The following is a 21,044-nucleotide window of genomic DNA, read 5'->3' as shown; positions in this document are numbered from 1 at the left end:
ACATACCAGTGATCAACAGAACTGAACCTGACGGGGGTTGAGATGAAGAAGAAGGCAAGGGACGTTGCGGCACGACTGCGTGGACTGTGGCGCCGGGACACGGGCATGGTGACGTCCGAATACGCGATGGGGATCGTCGCAGCGGTCGGCTTCGCGCTGCTGCTGTACGAGGTCGTCACCAGCGGCCAGGTCAAGGCGGAGTTGCAGTCCATCGTGAAGCGGGCCCTCAGTGCGCGGATGTGAGCGCGGGGCGGACCGGGGCTTCGTGACCGCCGAGGCGGCCATGGCGCTCTGCGTGCTGGTGGCGTTCACCATGGCACTGGTCTGGGCGCTGCTCGTCGTGGCGGCGCAGATCAAGTGCGTGGACGCCGCCCGCGCCGGCGCCCGGGCCGCCGCCCGCCAGGACCCCGCCGGCGCGGTCGTGAAGGTGGCCCGGGAGGCGGCGCCACGCGGGGCGGAGGTGACGGTGCGACGCGAGGGCGACGAGGTCCACGTGACCGTGGTGGCGAAGCCGCCGGTCCTGACGGGGCTGCCCTTCGAGGTGCGGGAGGAGGCCGTGGCGGCGGCGGAGGACGCGGTGGGCGCGCCGGCGGCGGCGCCGCCGCCGGGGAGCCGGTCGAGGGGGCGGGAGCGGTGAGGCGCGGGTATGTCGTTGGTTCTCGGCTCCGGTCCCGCGTGGGCGGGCTGCGCAGCGGGCCCGGAGGCGGGGGCCCCGAGCCGGGCCACCGGCCGGCCGCCGGCGTCCGGGGCATCATCCTCGTCGGACGCCTACGGCGCCGCCTGCCCGGCAGGTGTGCCCGGCGGGCCGACCGTAATGCCGTCGCGGTCCGGGGTGACCGCGCGGCAGCCCTTCGACGCTGGGTGGGTGAGAGGTGCTCCCGGCCGGGGGATCGGGGTTCCGCCACCGTCTGGGGTCTCGGCGCCGTCGCCGTGCTCTGCGTGGTGTTCGGCGCCGTACTCGCCCTCGGGCAGGCCGTCGTGGTCCGGCATCGGGCGGCGTCCGGGTCCGATCTGGCGGCCCTCGCGGCAGCGGACCACTGGGCCGACGGCACCACCGGGGCCTGCGCCCGGGCCGAGCGGGTGGCCACGGCCCAGGGGGTGCGGCTGCTGCTGTGCGCGGTCGAGGGCGAGATCGCGGACGTGACGGCGGCCTCGGGGCGTGGGCCGTTCACGGCGGAGGTACGGGCCAGGGCCGGCCCCGCCGGACCGGTGCCGGAGCCCGCCGGTCCGGTGCCGGAGCCGGTGCCGGGACGGGGGGCCTGAGCGGGGCGCCGCGCGCGAGGCCCGAGGACAGCCGCAGGCCCGGTGAGGGGCCGGGCCCGGGCTGGACACCCCCCGCTACGGCTCCGGCTGCGCAGCCGGTTGCTCGGCCGGCCGCTCGACCGACTGCTCGGCCGGCCGCTCGACCGACTGCTCGGCCGGCCGCTCGTCAGGCTTCTCCTCCGGCGCCCCGCGCAGCAGCACCGTGAGAAGCCGTACGGCGCCCCTCTTGTGCAGCGGATCGTTGCCGTTGCCGCACTTGGGGGACTGGATGCAGGACGGGCAGCCGGCGTCGCACTCGCAGGAGGCGATGGCCTCGCGGGTGGCGGTGAGCCAGGCGCGCGCGGTGTGGAAGGCGCGCTCGGCGAATCCCGCGCCGCCGGGATGGCCGTCGTACACGAAGACCGTCGGCAGCAGGGTGTCCGGGTGGAGCGGGACGGAGACGCCGCCGATGTCCCAGCGGTCGCACGTGGCGAACAGCGGGAGCAGGCCGATGGAGGCGTGTTCGGCGGCGTGCAGGGAGCCGCCGAGGATCTCGGGACTGATCCGCGCCTCGTCGAGCTGGTCCTCGGTGACCGTCCACCACACCGCGCGCGTGCGCAGCGTACGAGGAGGGAGGTCGAGTTTCGTCTCACCCAGTACCTCACCCGTGATCAGCCGTCTGCGGAGGAAGGAGACCACCTGGTTGGTGACCTCGACCGAGCCGAGGCAGAGGCGGCCGGAGCCCCACGGGATCTCGGTGTCCGTGCCCAGGACGGAGATCGCGGTGGTGTCCCGGGCGACCGTCGAGTACGGCGGGTCGGCCTGTTCGACCAGGGCGACCGAGTCCTCCAGGTCGAGGGCGCGCACCAGGTAGGTGCGGCCCTGGTGCAGGTGTACGGCGCCCTCGTGCACCGTGGAGTGCGCGGCGCCCGCGTCGACCGTGCCGAGCAGCCGTCCCGTGCCGGACTCGACGACCTGCACCGGCCGGCCGCCCCCGCCGCGGATGTCGGTCAGGTCGGCGGCCCGCTCGCGGCGCGTCCAGTGCCAGGCCCGGGTGCGGCGGCGGAGCAGCTTCGCGGCCTCCAGCTGCGGCAGCAGCTCCGCGCACGCGGGACCGAAGAGGTCCAGGTCCTCCTCGGTCAGCGGGACCTCCGCGGCGGCGGCGCACAGGTGCGGGGCGAGGACGTAGGGGTTGTCGGGGTCGAGGACCGTGGATTCCACCGGTTGGGCGAACAGGGCCTCGGGATGGTGGACGAGGAAGGTGTCCAGCGGGTCGTCGCGGGCCACCAGCACCGCCAGGGCGCCCTGTCCGGCGCGGCCCGCGCGGCCGGCCTGCTGCCACAGGGAGGCGCGGGTGCCGGGGTAGCCGGCGATGACGACCGCGTCCAGGCCGGAGACGTCGATGCCGAGCTCCAGGGCGGTGGTGGCGGCGAGGCCGAGGAGTTCGCCGGAGTGCAGGGCGCGTTCCAGGGCACGGCGCTCCTCGGGGAGGTAGCCGCCACGGTAGGCGGCGACACGCCGGGACAGCGAGCGGTCCACCTCGGCCAGCCGCTCCTGGGCGATCACCGAGATCAGCTCGGCGCCGCGCCGGGAGCGTACGAACGCGACCGACCGCACGCCCTGCACGGCGAGGTCGGTGAGCAGATCGGCGGTCTCGGCGGTGGCGGTACGCCGTACGGGCGCGCCCTTCTCGCCGTGCAGTTCGGTGAGCGGCGGCTCCCACAGGGCGAAGACCAGCTCTCCACGCGGGGAGGCGTCGTCGGCGACCTCGACCACCGGCAGGCCGGTCAGCCGGCGGGCGGCGACGGCGGGCTCGGCCGCGGTCGCGGAGGCCAGCAGGAAGACCGGTGAGGCGCCGTAGCGGGCGCACAGGCGGCGCAGCCGGCGCAGCACCTGGGCGACGTGCGAGCCGAAGACGCCCCGGTAGGTGTGGCACTCGTCGACGACGACGTACTTGAGGGACTTCAGGAAGGAGGACCAGCGGGCGTGGGATGGCAATATGCCGCGATGCAGCATGTCGGGGTTGGTGAGCACGTAGTTCGCGTACTGGCGGACCCACTCGCGTTCCTCGAACGGTGTGTCGCCGTCGTACACGGCGGCACGGATCCCGGTGCCCAGCGGTTGTGAAAGTTCCTTCACCGACCGGCACTGGTCCGCCGCCAGCGCCTTGGTGGGAGCGAGGTACAGGGCAGTGGCTCCACGGCCGTTCGGCGCCTCGGAACCGCTCAGAAGGGTGGACAGTACGGGTACGAGATAGGCGAGGGACTTGCCGGAGGCGGTGCCGGTCGCGACGACGACCGAATCGCCGTCCAGGGCGTGCTCGGCGGCCAGTGCCTGGTGCGCCCAGGGGTGCTCGATGCCGCAGGCGTGCAGGGCGGCGATCACCTCTGAGCGAATCCGGTCGGGCCAGACGGCATGCCGGCCCGCACGCGGGGGCAAGTGCTCCGTATGAGTGATGCGTGCAGCCCGGCTCGGCCCGGAGGCGAGCCGGTCCAGGACCATGCCCGGAGACGGGCGGGACGCCGGGTCCGCCGGGGGTCGATCAGGTCGGTGATTCTTGGCCATCGGCACCGAGTGTGTCACCGGCGTGACGGACAATGGAGCCAAGGCGTCGTGCACGCCTGCCGGTAAGTGATTGAATGCCATCGCGGCTGGCGTTGCGTCCCGGGGGCCGCAAGTGACGGTGCCCGAGGGACGACCGCTCGATAGCAAGGTGCTGGAGGATCCGTGGACCTGTCCCTGTCGACCCGTACCGTCGGCGATCGTACGGTCGTCGAGGTCGGTGGCGAAATCGACGTATATACCGCGCCCAAGCTGCGCGAGCAGCTGGTCGAGCTGGTGAACGACGGGAATTTCCACCTCGTCGTCGACATGGAGGGCGTGGACTTCCTCGACTCCACCGGGCTCGGCGTGCTGGTCGGCGGCCTGAAGCGGGTGCGTGCCCATGAGGGCTCCCTGCGCCTGGTCTGCAACCAGGAGCGCATTCTGAAGATCTTCCGTATCACCGGCCTCACCAAGGTGTTCCCGATTCACACCTCGGTCGATGAAGCGGTGGCGGCCACCGACTGAGCCGATCCCGGTCACCGGCGACTCCGGGCCGCCGTTCGGCGGTCCGGGGACCGGTGGACCCGTCCCGCGACGGCCCGCACGGGTCCTCGCGTGGCGGCCTCTGCGCGATCTCGGCGGGCCTTCACCCGTGTGGCCTCCTGTGGTCCCGCGGGCTGTGAAGCCGCCCCGCGGGATCTTCCGGGGGCGTTCGAGGGTCTTCCGGGGCCGTCCGGGGTAGAGAAGTTCACACAGGGGGCGTGGGCTGTCATGCGGCCCCGCCCCCGCACCGCACGCCCGTACTTGTGAGGGGGATGCATGGCCACCGTCGAGCTCCGCTTCAGCGCGCTGCCCGAGCACGTCCGGACCGCCCGCCTGGTGGCGGCCGCGGTGGCGCGCAGGGCCGGAGTGGACGAGGCCGTTCTCGACGAGGTCCGCCTCGCCGTGGGCGAGGCCTGCTCCCGAGCCGTGGGGCTGCACCAGAGCAGCGGCGTCATGGCGCCCGTGAAGGTGGCGCTGATCGAGGAGGAGAAACAGTTCTCCATCGAGGTCGGCGACGAGGCCCCGCACGTGACCCCCACCGCACGGGTGGCCGGCGGCGCCTCCGCCGACGCAGACGTGGAGGCCGAGGAGGACGAGATGGGGCTCGCGGTCATCAGCGGCCTCGTCGACGACGTGGAGGTCAGCACCGGCGAGGACGGCGGGCTGATCCGCATGACCTGGCCGACCACCCCGCCGCCCGTCGCCCTGGTCTGACGCTCCCGGGCGCCCCCCGCCCCCTCCATCAGGGCGCCCCCTGCCGGGGTCCTGCCCCGTCCGGGCCGTCGCTGTCCGCGGGCCGGTGGTGGTTGCTCGCGCGGTTCCCCGCGCTCCCGTCGGGGTCCTGCCCGGTGCGGGCCGTGGCTTTCCGCGGGCCGGTGGTGGTTGCTCGCGCGGTTCCCCGCGCTCCCGTCGGGGTCCTGCCCGGTGCGGGCCGTGGCTTTCCGCGGGCCGGTGGTGGTTGCTCGCGCAGTTCCCCGCGCCCCTTCGGGGCGTCGGTCCAGGGCGCCCCGGCCGTCCGCAGTCCGTCGCCGGCCCTGGCCGGCTGTCCGTCCGAGCCGTCGCGCTCGCCGAACCACCGCGCCCAGCGCATCATTGAAGGGCCCTGCTGAGCAGGGCCCTTCCTGTTGTTCCCCCAGCCCCTCAGAATTCGTGAAGAAATTCACGATCAATACCCCGATAATTTGATCAAGCATCAATGTGGCCGTCAATGCCTTTGAGGCGTTACCTCTTTCGGGTTCCATGGCGCGATCTCGATCATTTGCTGAAGAGCGGGTGAAGGCTAATTCCGTTTACCGCGCCCTGTTTAGATCACGTCGGGGTACCTAGAATCCGTCCACATCTTGAGCTCAGCCCAAGCGTCAAGGAGGACGAATGGCGGGGCTTTCTTCCCCTCAGCAGTTGGGTCACCCCACATCCCTCGCAGCCGCGGTCCTGACCGACGACAACCGGATCATCGTGGCGGTCATCGCGGCCGTCGCCCTGGCCGCACTCGTGGTCGCGGGCATCCTGGTACGCCAGGTCCTGGCAGCGGACGAGGGCACCGACAGCATGAAACAGATCGCCGAGGCGGTCCAGGAGGGCGCCAAGGCGTATCTCGCCCGGCAGCTGCGCACGCTCGGCGTATTCGCCGTCGTGGTGTTCTTCCTGCTCATGCTGCTGCCCGCGGACGACTGGAATCAGCGTGCCGGCCGGTCGGTGTTCTTCCTGATCGGAGCCGGTTTCTCGGCGGCCACCGGTTATATCGGCATGTGGCTCGCCGTGCGCAGCAACGTGCGCGTCGCCGCGGCGGCCCGCGAAGCCACTCCGGCCGAAGGAGAACCGGAAAAGGATCTCACCACCGTTTCGCACACCGCGATGAAGATCGCATTTCGTACGGGCGGCGTCGTCGGCATGTTCACCGTGGGACTCGGCCTGCTGGGCGCCTCCTGCGTGGTGCTGGTGTACGCGGCCGACGCGCCGAAGGTGCTCGAAGGCTTCGGCCTCGGCGCCGCCCTCATCGCGATGTTCATGCGTGTCGGCGGCGGCATCTTCACCAAGGCCGCCGACGTCGGCGCCGACCTGGTCGGAAAGGTCGAGCAGGGCATTCCGGAGGACGACCCGCGCAATGCCGCGACCATCGCCGACAACGTGGGCGACAACGTCGGCGACTGCGCGGGCATGGCGGCCGACCTGTTCGAGTCGTACGCCGTCACCCTGGTGGCCGCACTGATCCTCGGCAAGGTGGCGTTCGGCGACTCCGGGCTCGCCTTCCCGCTGCTCGTGCCCGCCATCGGCGTGATCACCGCCATGATCGGCATCTTCGCGGTCGCCCCGCGGCGCGCCGACCGCAGCGGCATGACCGCGATCAACCGCGGCTTCTTCATCTCCGCGGGGATCTCCCTCGTGCTGGTCGCGGTGGCGGTCTTCGTCTACCTGCCCGCGAAGTACTCCGACCTCGACGGCGTCACCGACGCGGCGATCCGGGGCAAGGACGGCGACCCGCGGATCCTCGCCCTGGTCGCGGTGGCCATCGGCATCCTGCTCGCCGCCGTCATCCAGCAGCTGACCGGCTACTTCACCGAGACCAACCGCCGCCCCGTCAGGGACATCGGCAAGACGTCCCTGACGGGCCCGGCCACGGTCGTCCTGTCCGGCATCTCGGTGGGCCTGGAGTCGGCGGTCTACACGGCGCTGCTGATCGCCCTGTCCGTGTACGGCGCGTTCCTGCTCGGCGGTACGTCGATCATGCTCGCCCTGTTCGCGGTGGCGCTGGCCGGCACCGGCCTGCTCACCACGGTCGGCGTGATCGTCGCCATGGACACCTTCGGGCCGGTCTCCGACAACGCGCAGGGCATCGCCGAGATGTCCGGTGACGTCGAGGGCGCCGGCGCGCAGGTGCTCACCAACCTGGACGCGGTCGGCAACACCACCAAGGCCATCACCAAGGGCATCGCCATCGCCACCGCCGTACTCGCCGCGTCGGCGCTGTTCGGGTCGTTCCGTGACGCGATCACCACCAACGTGCAGGACGTCGGGGAGAAACTCACCGGGCCGGGCGCGCCGCTGAGTCTGTCGCTGGACATCTCGCAGCCCAGCAACCTCGTCGGCCTCATCGCGGGCGCCGCGGTCGTCTTCCTCTTCTCCGGACTCGCCATCAGCGCCGTGTCCCGGTCGGCGGGTTCGGTGGTGTTCGAGGTGCGGCGGCAGTTCCGCGAGAAGCCCGGGATCATGGACTTCAGCGAGAAGCCGGAGTACGGCAAGGTCGTCGACATCTGCACCAAGGACGCCCTGCGGGAGCTGACCACGCCCGGTCTGCTCGCCGTCATGGCGCCGATCTTCATCGGGTTCACGCTCGGGGTGGGTGCCCTCGGCTCCTACCTGGCGGGCGCGATCGGCGCGGGCACGCTCATGGCGGTGTTCCTCGCCAACTCCGGCGGTGCGTGGGACAACGCCAAGAAACTCGTGGAGGACGGCCACCACGGCGGCAAGGGCAGCGAGGCCCACGCCGCGACGGTGATCGGCGACACGGTCGGCGACCCGTTCAAGGACACCGCGGGACCGGCGATCAACCCGCTGCTGAAGGTCATGAACCTGGTGTCGCTGCTCATCGCACCCGCGGTGATCAAGTTCTCCTACGGCGACGACAAGAACATCGGTGTGCGGATCATGATCGCGATCCTCTCGTTCCTGGTGATCGCCGGCTCGGTGTACGTCTCCAAGCGGCGCGGCGTCTCCGTCGGCGACGACGAGAGCGCTGAACGAGTCGCCAACTCGGCGGATCCGGCGGTGGTTTCGTAGGCGGTTCCGAGGAGCCCTTCGAGGACCCTTCAGGTTTCCCCGAGGAGTCCTGCTCAACGGGCGGGCGGGCGGCGCGTACTGACGTGCCGCCCGCCCGTTCCTGTGCCCGCCCGCCGCCCCCGGCCGTGCCCATGGTGAGCCTTCTCTCCTACGGCGCAAATCGTCTCACAAGCCTATTTATGGGGCGTTCGGCGTGTGGGTGGTGCCGGTATGCCGGTAGATTCCGGGGGCCGAGAGCCATGGAAGGGACCGATCCGGTGAACAAGAAGCTCGCGGCCGCACTGTCCGGCGGTGCGGTACTGGTAGCGGCGTTGTCGGGATGCAGCACCAAGGACAGCGGCCCCGACCCCAAGCTGGTCGCCTGGGCGAAGACGGTGTGCGACGCGGTTCCGGCGCAGGACGCGAAGATCCGGTCGGCGAACGCGTCGATCGCCTCGATCGCGACGGACAGCAACCTGCCGCCGAAGGACGCCCAGAAGACCTACTCGAAGGCCTTCCAGGACATGTCCGACGGCTACAAGGCGCTCGCCGCCGCCCTCGACAAGGCCGGAGCGCCCCCCGGCGTGGACGACGCCGCCAAGCGCCAGAAGGACGCCGCACAGACCTTCACCGGCCTCTCCACGTCGTACGCCGACCTGAAGAAGCAGGTCGACGGGCTCGACACCAAGGACCAGGGCAAGTTCGCCGCGGGCCTCAAGGAGGTCGCCGCCAGCCAGACGAAGCAGGTCGGCAAGCAGAGCGACACCGGCACCAAGACGCTGGAGCGGCTGGAGCAGGGCGACGTGAAGGCGGCCATGGCCGAGCAGCCGAGCTGCAAGGTCGCGGCGTCCGCGACGGCGTCCGGCGCGGCGGCCCCGAGCGCGTCGACGAAGGGCTGACGACCGGTCCGCCTTACACCGGGAGTGCGAGGGGCCGGCGCTGCTTCCTCGCGCTCCCCGTCCCTCTCGGCGCACCGGTGTCCTGCGACCGAGGGCCCGGGCGGGCCGTGCTGTGGCCGACCCGGGATGCCCTCGCGGGACACAATGGGGGCGTGACTGACTCCGGCCTCGCCCCTCTGCCCGACTCCGACCGTCCCGACGTCACCGCCCGGTTGCGGGACGCGCTGCTCGCTGCGTCCTTCACCGCCGACGGGCTGCTCGACCTGCTCGGCGCCCCCGCGTACGCGGCGCTGGCCCGCAGCGAGATCGTGCCCGCCCTCAGGGTGACCCGGGGCGACACCCCGCTGGAGACGCTCGTACGGCTCTTCCTGTTGCAGCAACCGGTGCCCCACGCGCGCGTGGCGGCCGTTCTGCCGGTCGAGGAGGCCCTGGAGGCCGGGTGGCTCACGCGCGTGGGCGGTGACGAGATCGCCGCGACCGTGGACGTACGGCCGTACGGCGGGCTCGACGGCGAGGACTGGTTCATCGTGTCCGACCTAGGCTGCGCGGTCGGTGGCGCCGGCGGTATCGGACAGCGCGCGGAAGGGGTCGTCCTGGGCGTCGGAGGCGCCTCCACCACCCTCGCCGGGATCACCGTCCGCACGCCCGTCGCCGCGGCGCTCGACCTCGGCACCGGCTCCGGCATCCAGGCCCTGCACGCCGCCCAGCACGCCACGCGCGTGACGGCGACCGACGTCAACCCGCGGGCACTGCACTTCACCGCGCTCACCCTCGCCCTCTCCGGCGCACCGGCCGCCGATCTGCGCGAGGGTTCGCTCTTCGAGCCCGTCCGGGACGACGAGACGTTCGACCTGATCGTGTCCAACCCGCCCTTCGTGATCTCCCCGGGCACCCGGCTGACGTACCGGGACGGCGGGATGGGCGGGGACGATCTGTGCCGCTCGCTCGTTCAGCAGGCGGGGGAACGGCTCAACGAGGGCGGGTTCGCGCAGTTCCTCGCCAACTGGCAGCACGTGGCAGGGGAGGACTGGCAGGACAGGATCAGGTCATGGGTGCCGCGCGGCTGCGATGCCTGGATCGTGCAGCGCGAGGTGCAGGACGTCACGCAGTACGCCGAGTTGTGGCTCCGGGACGCAGGTGACCACCGCGCCGGTCCGGCGGAGTACCAGGCCCGGTACGACGCGTGGCTCGACGAGTTCGAGGGGCGCAAGGTCAAGGCCGTGGGCTTCGGCTGGATCACCTTGCGCAAGACTGGTGCCGCCGAGCCGTCCGTCGTCGTGGAGGAGTGGCCGCACCCGGTCGAGCAGCCCCTCGGGGAGACGATCCGGGCGCACTTCGACCGCGTCGACCACCTGCGCGAGCACGACGACGCCGCGCTCCTGGAGGGCCGCTTCAGGCTCGCCGCCGAGGTCGTCCAGGAGCAGGTCGGGCTGCCCGGCGCCGAGGACCCGGAGCACGTGGTGCTGCGCCAGCACCGCGGCATGCGCCGGGCCACGAAGGTGGACACCGTCGGCGCCGGCTTCGCGGGCGTGTGCGACGGCACGCTGAGCGCGGGCCGCATCCTGGACGCCATCGCCCAGCTCGTCGGCGAGGACCCGGTGCTGCTGCGCGACCGCACGCCCGCGCAGATCCGGCTGCTCGTGGAACAGGGCTTCCTGGAGCCCCTGGCCTGACGACGGCGCCCCGCGCGGCCGTACGCCGGATGCGCGGGGCGTCGTACCGCGTGCTCTGCGGGGCGTCGTACCGCGTGCTCTGCGGGGCGTCGTACCGCGTGCTCTGCCGGGCGTCGTAGCGCACCCGTGGCAGGGCGTCGTGCGGACGGGACATGCCGGGGGCACGGGCCGCCGGCACCTCCCAGCGGAAAAAGGCCGGAAAAAGACCAGAAAAACACGGCTGGGCGGGCGCACCGACTTCGGATCGACCGCGTGTTCGACTGCGACGTGCCCTCCCGTTCACCCGGCCGTCGCCCGCCCGTCTCCCGCGCGTGCCACCCTCCCCGCCCTGGGCACACCGGGACGACGGGGGAAAGGGCAAACGCCATGGAGAGCGAGTCGGCGATCTTCGGAGGAGGGGCGTTCTGCCTGTTCGGGGCTGCCGTGACCCTGTGGACAACGGTGCGGCTGTGGCGGCACGAACCCGTGGCCCTCGGTGTGAACCGGATCGCATCGGCCACCCTCGCGAGCGCCGCCGGAATCGCCTCGCTCGGCCTCGGCGCATACTGCCTGACCCGCCTCTGACGTCGGAGGGTGCCGTTTTCGCGGAAGTGCCGCGAGAGTAAGGGGAGCGTCACCCTCCGGACAGGGGCCGCGGACTGCCGGGTGGTCCGGGCGGCAGGAATGGCGGTAGTCGGGTTACCGTTCGAGTGGCCGTTGTGGGCTTTTCCCGTTTGACACGGGGGCGGGATGTACCGTCACACTCCGCAGCGTCACACGAGCCACCATGCACGCCGCGCCCCCGGGACCATGCCTGGGGAGGCCCCCAGCGTCGACCGGAGAGAAGAGCGAAGTTGTCCCCGACCAGCGAGACCGCACACGGCGGCCGCCGACTCGTCATCGTCGAGTCGCCTGCCAAGGCGAAGACGATCAAGGGCTACCTCGGCCCCGGCTACGTCGTCGAAGCGAGCGTCGGGCACATCCGTGACCTTCCCAACGGCGCCGCCGAGGTTCCCGAGAAGTACACCGGTGAGGTCCGCCGCCTCGGTGTGGACGTCGAGCACGACTTCCAGCCGATCTACGTGGTCAACGCCGACAAGAAGGCCCAGGTCAAGAAGCTCAAGGACCTGCTGAAGGACTCCGACGAGCTGTTCCTCGCCACCGATGAGGACCGGGAGGGCGAGGCGATCGCCTGGCATCTCCAGGAGGTCCTCAAGCCGAAGATCCCCGTCAAGCGGATGGTCTTCCACGAGATCACCAAGGACGCGATCCGCGAGGCCGTGGCCAACCCGCGCCAGCTCAACCAGAAGCTGGTCGACGCCCAGGAGACCCGCCGCATCCTCGACCGCCTCTACGGCTACGAGGTCTCGCCGGTGCTGTGGAAGAAGGTCATGCCGCGGCTGTCCGCCGGGCGTGTCCAGTCGGTCGCCACGCGGCTCGTGGTGGAGCGGGAACGCGAGCGCATCGCTTTCCGTTCTGCTGAGTACTGGGACCTGACGGGCACCTTCGCGACCGGCCGAGCGGGGGACCCGAGCGACCCGTCGTCGCTGATCGCCCGCCTGCAGACCGTCGACGGCAGGCGGGTCGCGCAGGGCCGCGACTTCGACTCCCTGGGACAACTCAAGAGCGCGAACACCCTCCACCTCGACGAGGCGAACGCCCGCGCCCTCGCCGCCGCCCTGGAGAACACCCGCTTCTCCGTTCGGTCCGTCGAGTCCAAGCCGTACCGCCGCTCGCCGTACGCCCCGTTCCGTACGACGACGCTGCAGCAGGAGGCCAGCCGCAAGCTCGGTTTCGGCGCGAAGGCCACCATGCAGGTCGCGCAGAAGCTGTACGAGAACGGCTACATCACGTACATGCGTACGGACTCCACGACGCTGAGCGAGACCGCCGTCACCGCGGCCCGCGCCCAGGTCACGCATCTGTACGGCGCCGACTACCTGCCGCCGCAGCCGCGGACGTACGCCGGGAAGGTCAAGAACGCCCAGGAGGCGCACGAGGCGATCCGCCCCTCGGGCGACCGCTTCCGCACGCCCGCCGAGACCGGACTGACCGGCGACCAGTTCAAGCTCTACGAGCTGATCTGGAAGCGGACCGTCGCCTCCCAGATGAAGGACGCGACCGGCAACAGCGTGACCGTGAAGATCGCCGGTGCCGCCGCCGACGGCCGGGACGTCGAGTTCAGCGCCTCCGGCAAGACGATCACCTTCCACGGCTTCCTCAAGGCCTACGTCGAGGGCGCCGACGACCCGAACGCCGAGCTGGACGACCGCGAGCGCCGGCTGCCCCAGGTCGCCGAGGGCGACGCGCTGTCCGCCGAGGAGATCACGGTCGACGGCCACGCCACCAAGCCCCCGGCCCGCTACACCGAGGCCTCCCTGGTCAAGGAACTGGAAGAGCGCGAGATCGGCCGCCCGTCGACGTACGCGTCGATCATCGGCACGATCCTCGACCGCGGCTACGTCTTCAAGAAGGGCACCGCACTCGTCCCGTCCTTCCTGTCCTTCGCCGTCGTCAACCTCCTGGAGAAGCACTTCGGGCGACTCGTCGACTACGACTTCACCGCCCGCATGGAGGACGACCTCGACCGCATCGCCCGCGGCGAGGCCAAGGCCGTGCCGTGGCTGAAGCGCTTCTACTTCGGCGAGGGCACGATGGCGGGCCCCGCCGCCGACGCCGGCAACGGCGACGGTGACCACCTCGGCGGCCTCAAGGAACTCGTGACCGACCTGGGCGCGATCGACGCGCGCGAGGTGTCCTCGTTCCCCGTCGGCAACGACATCGTCCTGCGGGTCGGCCGCTACGGCCCCTACATCGAGCGGGGCGAGAAGGACTCCGAGGGCCACCAGCGGGCGGACATCCCCGAGGACCTCGCCCCGGACGAGTTGTCCGTCGAGCTGGCCGAGGAACTCCTGGCCAAGCCCAGCGGCGACTTCGAGCTGGGCACCGACCCGGCGACCGGCCACCAGATCGTCGCCAAGGACGGCCGCTACGGCCCCTACGTCACCGAGGTGCTGCCCGAGGGCACCCCGAAGACCGGCAAGAACGCCGTCAAGCCGCGCACGGCCTCGCTGTTCAAGTCCATGTCCCTGGACACGGTCACCCTGGACGACGCGCTGAAGCTGATGTCGCTGCCGCGCGTCGTCGGCGCCGACGCCGAGGGCGTGGAGATCACCGCGCAGAACGGCCGCTACGGCCCGTACCTGAAGAAGGGCACGGACTCGCGTTCGCTCCAGGCGGAGGAGCAGCTCTTCTCGATCACGCTGGAAGAGGCGCTGGCGATCTACGCCCAGCCCAAGCAGCGCGGCCGCGCGGCAGCCAAGCCGCCGCTGAAGGAGCTGGGCGAGGACCCGGTCTCCGGCAAGCCGGTCGTGGTCAAGGACGGCCGCTTCGGGCCGTACGTCACCGACGGGGAGACCAACGCGACCCTGCGCTCCGGCGACAGCGTGGAGGAGATCACCGCCGAGCGCGGCTTCGAACTGCTCGCGGAGAAGCGGGCGAAGGGGCCCGCCAAGAAGACGGCGAAGAAGGCCGCCGCGAAGAAGGCCCCGGCGAAGAAGGCGGCCGCCAAGAAGACTGCGGCGAAGAAGACGACCGCCAAGAAGACGGCGACCGCCGCGAAGAAGACGACCACGAAGAAGGCGGCTGCCAAGACGACGGCCTCCTCCACTGAGGACTGACACCCCGTCCGCCGCCCGGCAGCCGTACCGGTCCCGCGGGAGACGTTCCGTCCCTCGTGGCCGGACCGGCCGCCGGCTCCGACGGATCGTCACCGCCGCGTCGCGAAACGAACGCCCCGGCATCGCTTTGGTGTCGGGGCGGTCGCGCATCCGGACGGCCGAGGTGTGGTGTCAGTGGCTGCGGATAGGCTGAACGCATGACGCGAGCCGAGCAGCCAACGGCCCCCAGCCCAGCACCGGACGACGCCCTCGTCGCGGACTCCCGCGAGCGTGCCGTCCGTTCCCTGCTGCGCCGACCGGAGCTGCGGCGCCTGTGGAGCGCCCAGCTCGTGAGCGGTGTCGGCGACACCCTCGCGGTCCTGGTGCTGGTCGTCCTCGCCCTCCAGGCAGCCATCACGGAGGGCTCCTTCGGCGGTGGATACCGCGGCGTCGCGTTCGCGGTGGCGACCGTCTTCGCGGCCCGCATCCTCGCCACGCTGCTCTTCGGGGCCGTCCTCCTCGGCCCGCTCAGCGCGCTGACCGACAAGGAAGGCCCGCTCGACCGCCGCTGGACCATGGTCGGCGCCGACGGTCTGCGTGCCGTACTGCTGATCATCGCGCCCCTCTGGATCGACTGGACGCCGCAGAACGCGCTGGCGTATCTGCTCGTCACCGCCTTCGTCACCGGAGTCGCCGAGCGCCTGTGGACGGTGTGCCGGGAGAGCGCGGCCCCCGCGCTGCTGCCCGCCCCGCCCCCGGAGGGAGCGACCGTACGGCCGCTGCCGGACCACATGGGCGCCCTGCGCCGCCTGGCGCTGCGCACCACGTTCCTGGCGATCCCGCTCGCGGCCGCCGCGCTCGTCGTCGCCGCGCTCTTCAACAACCTGCTCGGGACCGGTGTCGACTGGTTCGACCAGCACCAGGCGGCCCTCGGGTCGTACGTGGCGGCCGGTCTGTTCGCCGCCTCCCTGTCGGTGCTGACCGCCCTGGAGCTGCCCGGCATCCGCACCCCGCGCGCGCGGTCCCCGCTGGAGGGCCTGCGCCGCCCGCGCACCGGCGCCGGTGTGGACAAGGGCCGTACGGGCGCCATCCCGCTGCTCGTCCCGGCCTGCGCCGCCGTCGCGGGGGCCATCTCCGCCGCCGTCTCCGTGTGCGTGCTGCACGCCAAGGACCTGGGTGGCGGCCCGGTCCTGTACGGCCTGCTGGTCCTCGCGCTGACCGGCGGCGTCGCCGTCGGCATCCGTAGGGCGCCCTCGATGCTGCCCTCGCTCTCGCGCCGCCGGCTGCTGGCCCTGGCGATCGCCTTCACCGGTGTCGCCCTGCTGGCCGCGGGCCTCGTCCCCGACGTCACCACGGTCCTGCTGATCGTCGCGCTGGCCGGCATCGGCGCGGGCGTGGCCGCCAACACCGGGCACACCCTGCTCGACCAGGAGACCGAGGACCACCGCAGGGCGCGCACCACCGAGCACCTGCACGCGGTGGTCCGCGTCTTCATAGCGCTCGGCGTCCTCATCGCGCCCCTGGTCGCCGCCCTCATCGGCCCGCACCGCCTGGAGAACGGCAAATTCGTCTTCGCGCACGGCGGAGCCGCGTTCACCCTGATGCTGGTCGGCGCGCTGTTGCTGCCGGTCGCCGCGCTGGTCCTCGCCAAGGTCGACGACCGCTCCGGAGTCCCGCTGCGGCACGACCTCAGGGACGCGCTGCTCGGCGGCGACGACCCCGTCCAGGCCCCCGCGTCGAACGGTTTCTTCATCGCCCTGGAGGGCGGTGACGGCGCCGGCAAGTCCACCCAGGCCGAAGCCCTCGCCGAGTGGATCCGGGCCAAGGGCCACGAGGTCGTCCTCACCCGGGAGCCGGGCGCCACCCCGGTCGGCAAGCGGCTGCGCTCGATCCTGCTGGACGTGTCCTCCGCCGGCCTGTCCCACCGCGCGGAGGCCCTGCTCTACGCCGCCGACCGGGCCGAGCACGTCGACACCGTCGTCCGGCCCGCCCTGGAGCGCGGCGCGGTCGTCATCTCGGATCGGTACATCGACTCCTCCGTCGCCTACCAGGGCGCCGGCCGCGACCTTTCCCCGACGGAGATCGCCCGGATCAACCGCTGGGCGACCGACGGGCTCGTCCCCCACCTCACCGTCCTGCTGGACGTCGCGCCGGAGGCCGCCCGCGAGCGGTTCACCGAGGCGCCGGACCGGCTGGAGTCGGAGCCGGCCGAGTTCCACGCGCGCGTGCGGGCCGGTTTCCTCACGCTCGCCGCGTCCGACCCCGGCCGCTACCTGGTCGTGGACGCCGCGCAGGAACCCGAAGCCGTCACCACGGTGATCCGGCACCGGCTCGACACCGTCCTGCCGCTCTCCGAGGCCGAGATCAAGGCCCAGGAGGAGGCGCGCAAGCGGGCCGAGGAAGAGGCCCGCCGCAAGGCCGAGGAAGAGGCCGCCCGCAAGGCCGAGGAGGAGCGCCTGGAGCGCGAGCGCCAGGAGCAGCTCGCCAAGCTGCGCGCCGAGGAGGAGGAGCGCAAGCGCCGCGAACTGGAGGAGGCGCAGCGCCGGGAGGCCGAGCGGCAGGCGGAGGAGGCCCGGCAGCGGGCCGAGGAAGCGCGCCGCCGCGCCGAGGAGGAGCAGCAGCGGCTCCTCGCCGAGGAGAAGGCCCGCGCCGAGGAGGAGGCCCGCCGCAAGGCCGAGGAGGAACGGCGCCGCAAGCAGGCCGAGGAGGAGGCCCGACTGCACGCCGAGGCCGAGGCCCGGCGCCTGGAGAAGCAGCGCAAGGCCGAGGAGGCCCTGCTGCGCGCCGAGGAGGCCCGCCGCCAGGCGGCCGAGGCCGCCGCCTCGGCCGACGCGGCGGCCCGCCGGCCCTCGGCACCGCAGCCGAAGGCCCCCGGGATGCCCCCGGAGGCGGCGACGGTCCCGACACCGTCCGTGTCCCCGGCCGAACCGCAGAACCAGCGGCGGACCGCCGCACCGGCGCCGGGCGCCGAGGAGACGGTCCCGACACCGGTCGTCTCCCCGCCCACGGACGAGACGACGGTGCTGCGCCCCGTACGCGAGGACCGCCCCGCGGACGGCTCCCACCCCGACTCCGAGGTGACCACCGAACTGCCGCAGCCGCCGGTGACCCCGGGCGCGGCGGACGACACGGCGGTGCTCCCACCGGTGGCTCCCGGCGCGGCCGACGAGACCGCCGTACTGCCCCAGGTGCCTTCGGGGGCGGCCGACGAGACGGCCGTACTGCCGCCCGTGCGGGACCGTGACCCGGCGGACCGGGTGCCTCCCGGCATGTTCCGGGACGAGCGGGCCGCCTCCGGCCCCGACGGTTCCGAGAGCCGTACCCGGGAGATGCCCCAGCTCGACGCGGACGGCACCCCCCGGCGCCGGCCGCGCCCCGACTGGGCCGAGGAGACCCCGCTGGACGACCTGCCGAGCCTGGCGGACGAACTCCTCGGTTCGTACGACTCCTACGACTCGCACGACGAGCAGGGGCACGGGGACGTCGAGGAGGACAAGGGCCGACGCGGACGCGGACGGGGCCGCCGGGGCTGAGCGGGCCGCCGGGGGCCAAGGGGTCGACGAGGGTCGAGGTCGGGCTCGATCGCGAGGTCGGGCGCGTCTCCGCCGTCTGGACGCGTCCGCTGTCAGTGCTCACCCGCACAATGGATGGCGGAACGCGGAGTGCGAGGGAAAGGCGGCGTGACCCGTGAGCGTGTGGGACGACCTCGTCGGGCAGGAGAAGGTGAGCGCGGTGCTCGACGCCGCCGCGCGGGACGCCGACGCCCTCGTCACGGCCGCAGCGGCGGACGAACCGTTGCCGGGGTCGTCGAAGATGACGCACGCCTGGCTGTTCACCGGCCCGCCCGGAGCCGGCCGTAACCAGGCGGCGCGGGCCTTCGCCGCCGCCCTGCAGTGCGTCAGCCCCGACCGTGCCCTCGGCGGAACCCCCGGCTGCGGCTTCTGCGACGGCTGCCACACCGCGCTGCTCGGCACCCACGCGGATGTCACCACGGTCGCCGCCGCCGGCTCCGAGATCCTGGTGAAGGACATGCGGGACACGGTCCGCAAATCGTTCACCGCCCCGGCGAACGGCCGCTGGCAGACCATCCTCGTCGAGGACGCCGAGCGGCTGAACGAGAAGTCGGCCAACGCCGTCCTCAAAGCGGTGGAGGAGCCCGCGCCCCGCACGGTGTGGCTGCTGTGCGCCCCCTCGATCGAGGACGTCCTGCCGACCATCCGCTCCCGCTGCCGCCACCTGAACCTCAGCACCCCGTCGGTCGCCGCGGTCGCCGACATGCTCGTACGGCGCGACGGCGTCGAACCGGACGTCGCCGCCGAGGCAGCCCGCGCCACCCAGGGGCACGTCGACCGGGCGCGCCGCCTGGCCACGGACCCCGCGGCCCGGGGGCGCCGCGCGGCCGTCCTCAAGCTCCCGCTGCGCCTCGACGAGGTCGGTGCCTGCCTCAAGGCCGCGCAGGAACTCGTCGACGCGGCCGCCGAGGACGCCAAGCAGCTCGCCGAGGAGATGGACGGCAAGGAGGCCGAGGAACTCAAGGCGGCGCTGGGCGCGGCCCAGGGCGGGCGGCTGCCGCGCGGTACCGCGGGGGTGATGAAGGACCTGGAGGACATGCAGAAGCGCCGCAGAACCCGTACGCAGCGCGACAGTCTGGACGTGGCCCTCGGTGATCTCACCGCCTTCTACCGGGACGTGCTCGCCCTCCAGCTCGGCTCGCGCGTCGCCATCGCCAACGCGGACGCGGAGGACGCACTGGAGCGCTTGGCCCGCGACGGATCGCCCGAGTCCACCCTGCGCCGCATCGAGGCGATCGCCGCGTGCCGGGACGCCCTGGACCGCAACGTGGCTCCGCTGCTCGCGGTGGAGGCGATGACGATGGCGCTGCGGGCCGGCTGAGGGGCGGCGGGATCGAGGCCGCCGTACCCGGGCGAGCCACCGGTGGCTTCGGGGCGGCGTCCCCCACACGGGCGTACCGGAGCGAACGCCGCCCCCGTCCCCCGAACGAGCCACAAAGCCGACGCACCGCGCTCGCGAGGTCGCACAGCGTTACGCTCGCTTGATGCAGATCAGGCCCACCCCCCGCCGCCCCCGGCCGACGGCCCAAGTCGCCGCCACCCTCCTCGCGGCCGCCGCCCTCCTCGTCTCCGCCTGTTCCCCGAGCAGTTCGACGGTGTCGGCCGGGGCCGCGGCGGAGGGGGTGCTGGCGGCGCTGCCGCGCGCGACACCGTCGGCGCTGTCGCCGTACTACGCGCAGAAGCTGCACTGGCGCAGCTGCGGCGCGCCCGGCTTCCAGTGCGCGACGATGAAGGCCCCGCTGGACTACGCGAAGCCCGCCGCGGGTGACGTCCGGCTGGCCGTCGCCCGGAAGAAGGCCACGGGCAAGGGCAAGCCGCTGGGCTCGCTGCTGGTCAACCCGGGCGGTCCGGGCGGCTCGGCGGTCGGCTACCTCCAGCAGTACGCGGGCATCGGCTACCCGGCCGGGGTCCGGGCCCGCTACGACATGGTCGCGGTGGACCCGCGGGGCGTGGCCCGCAGCGAGCCGGTGGAGTGCTTCGACGGCCGCCAGATGGACACGTACACGCAGACGGACACGACTCCCGACGACCGGCGGGAGACGACCGCGCTGGTGACGGCGTACAAGAAGTTCGCGGAGAGCTGCGGGGCGCACTCGGCGCGGCTGCTGCGGCACGTCTCCACGGTCGAGGCCGCCCGGGACATGGACATTCTGCGGGCGGTCCTGGGTGACCGGAAGCTGAACTACGTGGGGGCGTCGTACGGCACGTTCCTCGGGGCGACGTATGCGGGCCTGTACCCGCAGCGGGTGGGCCGCATGGTGCTGGACGGAGCGATGGACCCCTCTCTGGACTCGCGCGAGCTGAACCTGGGCCAGACGGCGGGCTTCGAGACGGCGTTCCAGGCGTTCGCGAAGGACTGCGTACGGCACTCCGACTGCCCGCTGGGCGGCAGGGGCACCACGCCGGCGCAGGTCGGCGACCACCTCAAGGCGTTCTTCGGCAAGCTGGACGCCCACCCCATCCCGGCCGGCGACGCGGACGGCCGCAAGCTGGGCGAGTCGCTGGCCACGACGGGCGTGATCGCGGCGATGTACGACGAGGCAGCCTGGGAACAGTTGCGCGAGGCGCTGAACTCGGCGATGAAGGAGAACGACGGCGCCGGCCTGCTCGCGCTCTCCGACAGCTACTACGAGCGTGACGCCGACGGGCACTACACGAACCTGATGATGGCCAACGCCGCCGTGAACTGCCTGGACCTGCCGCCCGCCTTCACCGGTCCCGAGCAGGTGGAGCAGGCCCTGCCCGAGTTCGAGAAGGCGTCCCCCGTCTTCGGCGAGGGGCTGGCCTGGGCCTCGCTGAACTGCGCGTACTGGCCGGTGAGGGCCACGGGGGCGCCGCACCGCATCGAGGCGAAGGGCGCGGCCCCGATCGTCGTGGTCGGCACCACCCGGGACCCGGCGACCCCCTACCCGTGGGCCCAGTCCCTGGCCCGCCAGCTCTCCTCGGCCCGCCTCCTCACCTACGTGGGCGACGGCCACACCGCGTACGGCCGCGGCAGCACCTGCATCGACGGAGCGATCAACACATACCTGCTCCACGGCACCCCGCCGGCCCCCCAGAAGCGCTGCTCATAGCCCTCCCGAGCCGCGCCTTCCCCCACCCCCGAGGGCGTGTACGGAGCACCCCCGGAAACTGTGTAGACTTACCGACGTTGCTGATCGCACCATAGTCGCGGTC

The 21,044-nt window shown here is 72.5% G+C and carries 14 protein-coding genes; 13 read left to right on the top strand and 1 reads right to left on the bottom strand.

What is annotated here, in order from left to right:
• Positions 1-42: 42 nt before the first annotated feature.
• The 3 genes from ABZ854_RS04055 to ABZ854_RS04045 all read left to right on the top strand — a co-directional run bounded on the left by ABZ854_RS04055 (position 43) and on the right by ABZ854_RS04045 (position 1,263).
• Positions 43-243, top strand: coding sequence for a DUF4244 domain-containing protein (locus ABZ854_RS04055; RefSeq protein ID WP_361203839.1), 201 nt, complete (start codon positions 43-45; stop codon positions 241-243).
• 22 nt (positions 244-265) lie between these two features.
• A complete protein-coding gene (locus ABZ854_RS04050) occupies positions 266-637 on the top strand; it encodes a TadE family type IV pilus minor pilin (RefSeq protein ID WP_361203836.1) in 372 nt (123 codons plus the stop codon).
• A gap of 224 nt (positions 638-861) precedes the next feature.
• Positions 862-1,263 (top strand): Rv3654c family TadE-like protein, encoded by a 402-nt coding sequence (locus ABZ854_RS04045; protein WP_361203833.1) that lies wholly within the window; start codon positions 862-864, stop codon positions 1,261-1,263.
• A gap of 75 nt (positions 1,264-1,338) precedes the next feature.
• Here the strand turns inward: ABZ854_RS04045 and ABZ854_RS04040 are convergent, their stop codons facing one another.
• Positions 1,339-3,888, bottom strand: a complete 2,550-nt coding sequence (locus ABZ854_RS04040) for a DEAD/DEAH box helicase (protein WP_361203830.1) — start codon at positions 3,886-3,888, stop codon at positions 1,339-1,341.
• 81 nt (positions 3,889-3,969) lie between these two features.
• Between ABZ854_RS04040 and bldG the strand changes: the two genes are divergently transcribed.
• The 10 genes from bldG to ABZ854_RS03990 all read left to right on the top strand — a co-directional run bounded on the left by bldG (position 3,970) and on the right by ABZ854_RS03990 (position 20,941).
• Entirely contained in the window at positions 3,970-4,311 is a 342-nt protein-coding gene (gene bldG, locus ABZ854_RS04035; protein WP_009189842.1) for an anti-sigma factor antagonist BldG, read from the top strand.
• Positions 4,312-4,605: 294 nt separating this feature from the next.
• A complete protein-coding gene (locus tag ABZ854_RS04030; RefSeq protein ID WP_361203827.1) occupies positions 4,606-5,043 on the top strand; it encodes an ATP-binding protein in 438 nt (145 codons plus the stop codon).
• A 657-nt stretch (positions 5,044-5,700) separates the two neighbouring features.
• Positions 5,701-8,106, top strand: a complete 2,406-nt coding sequence (locus ABZ854_RS04025; protein ID WP_361203824.1) for a sodium-translocating pyrophosphatase — start codon at positions 5,701-5,703, stop codon at positions 8,104-8,106.
• 257 nt (positions 8,107-8,363) lie between these two features.
• A complete protein-coding gene (locus ABZ854_RS04020) occupies positions 8,364-8,984 on the top strand; it encodes a small secreted protein (RefSeq protein WP_361203821.1) in 621 nt (206 codons plus the stop codon).
• 152 nt (positions 8,985-9,136) lie between these two features.
• Entirely contained in the window at positions 9,137-10,657 is a 1,521-nt protein-coding gene (locus ABZ854_RS04015; RefSeq protein WP_361203818.1) for a class I SAM-dependent methyltransferase, read from the top strand.
• 366 nt (positions 10,658-11,023) lie between these two features.
• Entirely contained in the window at positions 11,024-11,221 is a 198-nt protein-coding gene (locus ABZ854_RS04010; RefSeq protein ID WP_361203815.1) for a hypothetical protein, read from the top strand.
• A gap of 269 nt (positions 11,222-11,490) precedes the next feature.
• Positions 11,491-14,316: a type I DNA topoisomerase gene (gene topA, locus ABZ854_RS04005; RefSeq protein WP_361203812.1), complete on the top strand. Its 2,826-nt coding sequence runs from the start codon at positions 11,491-11,493 to the stop codon at positions 14,314-14,316.
• A gap of 197 nt (positions 14,317-14,513) precedes the next feature.
• Positions 14,514-17,828 (top strand): dTMP kinase, encoded by a 3,315-nt coding sequence (gene tmk / locus ABZ854_RS04000; protein ID WP_361203809.1) that lies wholly within the window; start codon positions 14,514-14,516, stop codon positions 17,826-17,828.
• A 154-nt stretch (positions 17,829-17,982) separates the two neighbouring features.
• Positions 17,983-19,188, top strand: a complete 1,206-nt coding sequence (locus ABZ854_RS03995; protein ID WP_361203806.1) for a DNA polymerase III subunit delta' — start codon at positions 17,983-17,985, stop codon at positions 19,186-19,188.
• Between the two features lie 163 nt (positions 19,189-19,351).
• Positions 19,352-20,941 (top strand): alpha/beta hydrolase, encoded by a 1,590-nt coding sequence (locus ABZ854_RS03990; RefSeq protein ID WP_361203803.1) that lies wholly within the window; start codon positions 19,352-19,354, stop codon positions 20,939-20,941.
• Positions 20,942-21,044: the final 103 nt, after the last annotated feature.

It is taken from the genome of Streptomyces sp. NPDC047028 (assembly GCF_040644095.1).
In the GTDB taxonomy this organism is placed as follows: Bacteria; Actinomycetota; Actinomycetes; order Streptomycetales; family Streptomycetaceae; genus Streptomyces.
Note: the sequence above shows the minus strand (reverse complement) of the source record. Positions and strands in the feature narration are given on the sequence as shown.

Excerpts from the sequence above, each read along its gene's own strand:
- ABZ854_RS04055 (WP_361203839.1), top strand. The coding sequence starts at position 43 with ATGAAGAAGAAGGCAAGGGACGTTGCGGCACGACTGCGTGGACTGTGG.
- ABZ854_RS04040 (WP_361203830.1), bottom strand. The coding sequence starts at position 3,888 with ATGGCATTCAATCACTTACCGGCAGGCGTGCACGACGCCTTGGCTCCA.
- ABZ854_RS04030 (WP_361203827.1), top strand. The coding sequence starts at position 4,606 with ATGGCCACCGTCGAGCTCCGCTTCAGCGCGCTGCCCGAGCACGTCCGG.
- ABZ854_RS04025 (WP_361203824.1), top strand. The coding sequence starts at position 5,701 with ATGGCGGGGCTTTCTTCCCCTCAGCAGTTGGGTCACCCCACATCCCTC.
- ABZ854_RS04010 (WP_361203815.1), top strand. The coding sequence starts at position 11,024 with ATGGAGAGCGAGTCGGCGATCTTCGGAGGAGGGGCGTTCTGCCTGTTC.
- tmk (WP_361203809.1), top strand. The coding sequence starts at position 14,514 with ATGACGCGAGCCGAGCAGCCAACGGCCCCCAGCCCAGCACCGGACGAC.
- ABZ854_RS03990 (WP_361203803.1), top strand. The coding sequence starts at position 19,352 with ATGCAGATCAGGCCCACCCCCCGCCGCCCCCGGCCGACGGCCCAAGTC.